A 7,054-nucleotide genomic window follows, 5' to 3' on the forward strand; every position below is an offset into this window, starting at 1 on the left:
AATTTTCATTGGACTTTCCTTGAAAAATTGCTCGACTCCAGCAGGGATATGACCGGCTTGGAGTACGGCTTCAACAGCGGTATGTCTTTCCTCAATAAGATCGTAGTAAGTAGCCGATATGTATATTTGTAATTTTTTTCTCATAAGCCCACCCAAATTCAAGAATTCGTATAAATAGAATCTACCACTCACTCACTTTATTTGTCAAAATTGACTGGGGATTTCATGGCGGCAAGCTTGCGCCAGACGGCAACTAGGAGGTTTATTCGTGCAGAGAAGGAATGGACAAGGAAAGATAAAATTCCGCGATATATGCAACTGTGCTTGAGTCTCCATGCTATTCTCCTCCCCCGAGTTCAAACCTAAAGATGACTCAATTCGATGTTGGATTGGTTCACAGGCTTGCTGACCAAATGAAAAACATTCCTTGTTGCTTCTATGAAAGATAACATGATTGGTGAAAGCCACTTGTCTTTATGCCACAACATCTGTGTGTACACCTGCAAATCCGGAATTTGCCATGGAAGGACAACAAGTTCTCCGCGTTCAACTTCAGCTTCCACGACGATTTCAGGAAGAAAGGCAATACCAATTCCAGAAATTGCACATTTTTTAATTGCTTCAGCACTTTGAAACTCCAGATACGTGATGCTATCAATGCCTTCTTTCTCAAAAGATCGGTCAAACATCGTTCGATATGGACAACCCTTTTCATTGGTCAAGAACACTTCTTCATGAAAATCTTCCAACTTTAGCACAGTTCGCTTAGCAAGTGGATGATCTGGAGCAGCCAACAAACGGAAATTCTCTTCTACGAGCGGTTCCACGACAAGTCCACTTGAGCAAATAGGTTCATCCAGCATATAAACGATATCCGTCGTTCCCTCGAATAACGTTTGCTTAAGCTCTTGATTCGGAACTGAGCGAAAGATCAGGCGAACACCCGGATGTTGCGAACGAAACCGTTGGAAGACCGGAGAAAGCCGATAGGAGCAAATAACTTCATTCGCACTTATCGTTAGAGTACCACTTAGTTTTGCATTATCATGGACAACACTGCGAGCTTCGTCCAATTTTTCAAGAACACCTTGGGCATGCGTTAAAAAGCGTTTGCCCGCAGTTGTGAGCGCGAGTTGCTTGCCCAACCGATCAAAGAGGCGGACACCCAGCTCCTCTTCCAATGCTTTAATTTGCATCGTAACGTTGGAAGGAACGTAGCTCAGCACCTCTGCTGCCCGCGTGAAATTCAATGTTGTAGCAACCGTGCAAAACGTATTCAGTTGGCGCAATTCCATCGGAGGCCCCCTTTCTTCTTTCAATTATATTGAATGCTATCTTGAATTCTATTCACTTTTATTGAGAGTATCACGACTCTATACTGGGTACAAGAGATCACAGTAAACATGTGGTTTTCATTTTGAAGGGAGCGACCATACGATGGATTATGAAATTTTCAATTTGGGTGATGTACTTTTACAATCAGGAGTGACGTTACCCAATGCTTTTCTTGCTTATAAAACATACGGAAAATTAAATGAACAGAAAGATAATGTGATAGTCTATCCAACGGCATTTGGAGATCAGCATGTTCAGAATGAATGGCTCATTGGCAGCGGAATGGCACTTGATCCAGAGAAATATTTTATTATCGTTCCAAATTTGCTGGGTAATGGACTTTCATCCTCTCCCAGCAACACGCCCCATCCATTCGAGCGGGCAAACTTTCCACAGGTAACTATCTATGACAACGTACGATTCCAGTATCAACTACTGACCGAAAAATTCGGCATTCAGAAGATTGCTCTCGTCGTCGGATGGTCCATGGGCGGCATTCAGGCATTTCAATGGGGGGCAAGTTACCCGGAGATGGTCGAACGGATTGCACCTTTCGGAAGTATCGCCAAACCTTGGCCTCACACATATGTAGTGCTGGAAGGTGTAAAATCCTCACTGCTATCTGCAGTCGGCTTCGACTCAAGTAAACTAAACCAGTTGACTTCTGCAGACATGCGCGCCGTTGGTCGGGTGTATGCGGGATGGGGATTATCACATGCCTTTTATCGAGAGGAGCTTTATCGTGAGATGGGATTTGACTCATTGGAGGATTTTGTAGCTGGTGTCTGGGAAAATAGCTTTATGAATATGGATCCACATAACGTCCTAGCCATGTTATGGACAGGCCAGCATGCAGACATTAGTGCCAACTCTTCCTATAACGGAGATTTTGATAAGGCACTTAAAAGCATAAAGGCATTTGCTTGCATTATGCCGGGAAGTACCGATCTCTTCTGCACAGCGGACGATAATGCATATGAAGCTGCACGTATCCCTAATGCTAGTCTTAACCCGATCCAGTCAATCTGGGGTCACTTTGCCGGCCGCGGTATCAACAGTGCCGATAATCAATTCATCGATGACAATCTGAAGCACTTGTTGTCACTTAGCGCTAACGAATAGAACGTGATCAACCTAACGAATCGTATTTGAGGTCACCAGAATGTAATGGTTTGACCTCTTTTTTCTTTGGTCGTACTTGCTTTCACGAATTCTGCGAACGCTGAAATTCTAGTTTTTATCCACATTGAATGATGCTAGGTTTAGTAAACAAAAGAAACTGTAGCGTGTCTTAAATCTTGAAAATCATACTTGTTATTTTTTTCGTTCTCATACCTGTAGTATGTTCAAGAAATTCAATTAACCTGCCCGTTAGCTTAACGAAAAGACAGCCGACTAATTAGTTGGCTGTCTTTTGCTAGGGTTAACATTCTGATGTATTTCACTGGAACTCTCGAAAAACTTAAGTTTCCAGTTGCGTTGAAAAAGAACATAAAGCTCTTGATATGGCCAATGTACACCACATTATTAATGGAAAGAGATATTTATGCCGAATTGAGATATTTAAAATGTTATACATCTTATCTACTGATTATATTTGTTATGCCCTTAAACACATTTTGTTGACATTTAATAAAAAAATCCATCTGCTGGTACAATGCATCGTTTCCTCTCAAACAACTGGCAAAAGGCTGGCTTTTCAGTGAGCGTCTCAGCGCGTGCATTAATCACTTTGTACCCGCTCTTCTCATCCTGTGCCGACGAGGGAACTAATCCCCATTTCAACTGTCCAAGTCGACGCTTACCTTGATCGGAAATAATAGCAGGGATTAATTGACCCGGTGCGATATTTTTTATTAAATGTCAACAAAGTCGTACTGAGTATTGATTTATTCGACATTTTCTATGGTGTAACACCTAAATTATGTCGATAGTATACGTTTGAGATGCATATGACTGTTGAAGGAGCATACAATGAGGCTTACACTAAGAATATCTTGTTGCAAGGAAGTGATTTTCATGGAAAATTCAAATAAAAATTCTACAGCTAATAACTCTGAGGATACTATGAAAGAAGCGATTGTTGTAGGTGAATCATATCACTTCTGGTTGGATGCAGAGGAAGATGTATATGATCAAAAGTACAGAAAATAGGTGGTAGTACCAGTGTCGCTGACACCATCCGCAAAGTACGGAATGTACTGCCAACTAAATGACATTTATCTTAACTAGTCAGAATGGGTGACTTTACAGTATTCAATGTAGAGTTGCCCATTCTTTTTATTTCATTAAATACTTGATATCTATATTCAGTTTTATAGTATTCATAGTACATTCAGTTAGGTGTTTAAGATGGGGCAAGAAGGATTGCTTTCTCCTCAGGATAAGAAACGAAATATGACGGATGCTAGCAAAGATGCACTCATTGCTGCAAAGAGTAAACGGAGGAGCCTTACAAGGAAGAAGTACAGCTTCTTCAATCCGTACCTGGAGTTGATAAGCTAACGGCAGCGACTCTACTTGCTGAAATGGGGCCTGATATGAGTCAATTCCCAACTGCTGCCCATTTAGCTTCATGGGCTGGTGTTTGTCCAGGCAATCATGAAAGTGCGGGTAAAAAAAAGCCGTTCGCACCCCGAAGGGGAATCCACACATAAGATCTGCCCTTTGTGAAACTGCATGGGCAGCATCTCGAGCGCGCAACACGTATATGTCTGCACGGTATTGGAAATTGTCATCTAGACGAGGCAAGAAAAGGGCACTTGTTGCCCTTGCCCATAAGCTATTAACGATTATGTACCACTTGTTGTCTAACAAGGAATCGTACATAGATAGAACAAGTACCTCTTGAACTTATTTATTATGTCCATTTTTATAGGTGACTATACAAGCATCTAAAAATTCGATGTCTCGGGCATTCTATTGCCATTTTTGGTTACTTCGTGATTTAGCTAAAAACTCCGTTCCTTACTTGGCAATTATTCAACGAATGGATTTTCACAGAAAAAAGCCCTCCCAGATTGTCCAAGGGAGGGCTTCCGCATTAGTTGAAATGGTTGTTGCTCCATGCAAAAATCTGACGGCAAGTTATCCAACTAACGAGCAGTTATGGTTAAGAAATCACTAGATCAACAACACCAGTATAAATCATTTTTTCATCGGAAAGATGGAGAGGCGTAGAAAACAGTCTATTCTTTCAGCCAGCACCCCATTGGCCACCTTCAAGTCGGATAGAATGTCACTACCTTGATGCGCTTATATCTTTTTTCCTGCGGAAGAATCGCTGATCGATGAAAAAAGCAACGATCAAGGATAGGATGCCGAGCAAAATTGGTACGCCAAACGCTTCAAAAGAGAAGGTTCTACCTTCTAGCTTCAGATGATCCGTGGCGCGATATTCGAGCCGCTTTGCAGCAAATTTCGCCGTCCCAATATCCTCCTGCTTGGCCAAATCCTCGAATGCAGGATCCATTGCAAACCGATCCATTGCTTCGCGATGTAAGTACAGTAGTTCCGCGCTGTTGCCGCTTTCGTTCCATTGGTTGATGTCTTTGGCGGCTGCTGATTCGGCATCGGCACCGACGACAATCATTTTCGCTAGTTTCGGCACGTTTTTTATCTGATAGCGCGCGACTAAGTTCAGGCCATGCTTCGTTACGATCGGTTCGTTTGCACCGGAAACAGTTAACGTCGAAGTCGTGCCAGAAGCAGCGTACGTATCGAATGCGGCGGACAAATCTAATTCATCAACGCCGTTATACAGCAGAACGCCCGCTTTTACTTTGTTCCATTGATAAGCGTTGTTAAGTATGAACGTTATATCGCTGAGCCCGGCAGTGAACGGTTCCATTTGCGGTTTTTTCACATAATCGTAAGATGGATAGTTCATCTCTACCGCTACTTTCTCCGCCGCCTCCTCACCCAACTGCTGTGAGATGACATATAGTGTAGCGTCAATTCCCGATGTCAGACCCGCAGAAGATATGATATTACCTTGTGGGACGTAGCGCAGATCTTTCACCCACTGGACTTTCGGATATTGTTTAATGAGTCGGTCGATGTCTCCCCAGTGCGTCGCGGCAGATTTGCCGTTAAGTAAGCCAGTATCAGCCAGGTTTTCTGCCCCATTGCAAATGGAAAGCAATAAAGTCTTGTCGCTTGCGTGCTTCTGAATCCATTCGCGGACAGGCGTATATTTTTTCTCATCTAGAATCGGCATAAACGGTATGACGATAATGTCTGGGCTTTTGCCGAGCATCGCATCCATTTCGTCAAACGAATAATGCGGAACGACATCGAGTCCGCCGGTTAGTGATTTTATTTCACGATCGGGTGCAACGCTGTATACATTGTAAGCTTCCGTCATCGCAAACATCTCGTATGGGACGAGAAAATCGAACACTTCTGTTGATTCATTCGCCAGTAACACTGCCACTGTCGGTTTGTTTGCGTCATATTTCGGTACCTGCACATTCGTCAATGCAGGTGCGGGTTTATCGTAAACCGACATTACCTCATTCATTGTATTGACGAACCCGAGTGTGCCTGCACCTCCTACTACGACAACAAAAACGATGAGATAAATACTGATTCGCCATACAGTTTTCACATACTTACTCTCCCTCAGGCTAAATTTCTTACCCATAAAATGTAACAAACCAATATATACTTATCATCAGTCTGTAGCCCGATTACGGGGCTGGCCTAATGTAGGAACCACCTATGGACCCAGGTCTCTTTCCTTTTCTAAACGTGACTCGATAGGGCTACTAGAGTTTCATGAACAGAGTGACATACCACTAAAGAGCTTTCTTCAGATTTGGCTGGATGAGTACAAAAAAGACACTATCCGTAAAAACACTTATCTACTGCACCAAAGGAATATTCAGAAACACATTCTTCCCTATTTTATCGTCCATACCACAATGTTTAATGCTATGGAGAAAGCAGTCACATTAGCTAAAATTGAGAAAAATCCATGCTTAGGAGTTACAATCAAAGGTCAGTCAAAAAATGATGGAATTATGTTCATGGAATCAAGTGACATACCTCGGTTTTTACAGGCAACCCTTCAATATGATTACATCTACTGGATATTCTTCAAAGTGTTAATTGAAACTGGTATGCGAAAAGGTGAAGCAGCTGCTTTAAGGTGGCCAGACATAGACTTTAAAAAATATACGATTAGCATTACTAAGACTCTCGATTTCGGAGCAAAAAACAAAACCGAGCTTTTTGGTGATACTAAGACGTTTAACTCCAATAGGACGATCAAAATTAGCCAATCACTAATCAATGATCTCAAACATCACTTATCCTACCAAAACAAAAACAAATTAGGTTTCGACGAACTCTACCATCATGATCTAAATCTCGTTTTGTGTAGAAAAGATGGTAATTTCATACTGAAGTCTACATTGTTTAACTCCTTTTCACGAACACTAAAGAAAGTAAACGTCCCCTCAATGCCTATCCACTCACTACGTCATACTCTCGCTGTCTTGCTCATGGAAACTGGAGCGGATATGAAATACATCCAGGAGCGTCTAGGTCATGGCAGCATGCAAATTACCGCAGATGTATATGCCCACATTTCCAAAAAGATTGAAAGTGACAACATGAGAAAATTTGAAGACCATATGCAGAAGATTTATGAGTAATTTGTGGGTGCGTTTGTGGGTGAAGCGACTTTTACACTCGCACCCACCAAATAGAAAAT

8 protein-coding genes and 2 pseudogenes are annotated in these 7,054 nt (G+C 42.1%); 6 read left to right on the plus strand and 4 right to left on the minus strand.

Annotated features, from left to right (window positions below):
* A partial coding sequence (locus HP401_RS29175) for a DUF4062 domain-containing protein (protein ID WP_173607588.1) occupies positions 1-144 on the minus strand: 144 nt, incomplete at its 3' end.
* 218 nt (positions 145-362) lie between these two features.
* On the minus strand, positions 363-1,295 hold the full coding sequence (locus HP401_RS29180) for a LysR family transcriptional regulator (protein ID WP_173607589.1): 933 nt from the start codon (positions 1,293-1,295) through the stop codon (positions 363-365).
* Between the two features lie 142 nt (positions 1,296-1,437).
* Between HP401_RS29180 and HP401_RS29185 the strand changes: the two genes are divergently transcribed.
* Positions 1,438-2,457, plus strand: coding sequence for an alpha/beta fold hydrolase (locus HP401_RS29185; RefSeq protein ID WP_173607590.1), 1,020 nt, complete (start codon positions 1,438-1,440; stop codon positions 2,455-2,457).
* A 513-nt stretch (positions 2,458-2,970) separates the two neighbouring features.
* Here the strand turns inward: HP401_RS29185 and HP401_RS29190 are convergent.
* Positions 2,971-3,186, minus strand: a pseudogene (locus tag HP401_RS29190) (SOS response-associated peptidase family protein); the annotation flags it as partial.
* 168 nt (positions 3,187-3,354) lie between these two features.
* Between HP401_RS29190 and HP401_RS35465 the strand changes: the two are divergent.
* The 3 genes from HP401_RS35465 (at position 3,355) to HP401_RS35770 (ending at position 4,186) form a co-directional block, all read left to right on the plus strand.
* Entirely contained in the window at positions 3,355-3,489 is a 135-nt protein-coding gene (locus HP401_RS35465) for a hypothetical protein (protein ID WP_256435401.1), read from the plus strand.
* Between the two features lie 374 nt (positions 3,490-3,863).
* On the plus strand, positions 3,864-3,992 hold the full coding sequence (locus tag HP401_RS29195) for an IS110 family transposase (RefSeq protein WP_254457235.1): 129 nt from the start codon (positions 3,864-3,866) through the stop codon (positions 3,990-3,992).
* Positions 3,989-4,186, plus strand: a complete 198-nt coding sequence (locus tag HP401_RS35770) for a hypothetical protein (protein ID WP_375140444.1) — start codon at positions 3,989-3,991, stop codon at positions 4,184-4,186. Before HP401_RS29195 ends, HP401_RS35770 begins: the two co-directional genes overlap by 4 nt.
* A 390-nt stretch (positions 4,187-4,576) precedes the next feature.
* Here HP401_RS35770 and HP401_RS29200 read toward each other — a convergent pair whose 3' ends face one another.
* Positions 4,577-5,944 carry a DJ-1/PfpI family protein gene (locus tag HP401_RS29200; protein WP_173607591.1) on the minus strand — a complete coding sequence of 456 codons (1,368 nt, stop codon included), beginning with the start codon at positions 5,942-5,944 and terminating at the stop codon, positions 4,577-4,579.
* A gap of 184 nt (positions 5,945-6,128) precedes the next feature.
* Between HP401_RS29200 and HP401_RS35805 the strand changes: the two are divergent.
* Both HP401_RS35805 and HP401_RS29205 read left to right on the plus strand, forming a co-directional pair.
* Positions 6,129-6,233 (plus strand): annotated as a pseudogene (locus tag HP401_RS35805) (tyrosine-type recombinase/integrase); the annotation flags it as partial.
* A 39-nt stretch (positions 6,234-6,272) separates the two neighbouring features.
* Positions 6,273-6,995, plus strand: coding sequence for a site-specific integrase (locus HP401_RS29205; RefSeq protein ID WP_483862080.1), 723 nt, complete (start codon positions 6,273-6,275; stop codon positions 6,993-6,995).
* The last annotated feature ends 59 nt before the right edge of the window (positions 6,996-7,054 follow it).

The sequence above is a fragment of the Brevibacillus sp. HB2.2 genome, from assembly GCF_013284275.1.
Taxonomy (GTDB): Bacteria; Bacillota; Bacilli; order Brevibacillales; family Brevibacillaceae; genus Brevibacillus; species Brevibacillus brevis_D.

What these genes read in the sequence shown, in the direction of transcription:
- HP401_RS29180 (WP_173607589.1), bottom strand. Translation starts at nt 1,295, where the DNA reads ATGGAATTGCGCCAACTGAATACGTTTTGCACGGTTGCTACAACATTG.
- HP401_RS29185 (WP_173607590.1), top strand. Translation starts at nt 1,438, where the DNA reads ATGGATTATGAAATTTTCAATTTGGGTGATGTACTTTTACAATCAGGA.
- HP401_RS35465 (WP_256435401.1), top strand. Translation starts at nt 3,355, where the DNA reads ATGGAAAATTCAAATAAAAATTCTACAGCTAATAACTCTGAGGATACT.
- HP401_RS29195 (WP_254457235.1), top strand. Translation starts at nt 3,864, where the DNA reads ATGGGGCCTGATATGAGTCAATTCCCAACTGCTGCCCATTTAGCTTCA.
- HP401_RS29205 (WP_483862080.1), top strand. Translation starts at nt 6,273, where the DNA reads ATGGAGAAAGCAGTCACATTAGCTAAAATTGAGAAAAATCCATGCTTA.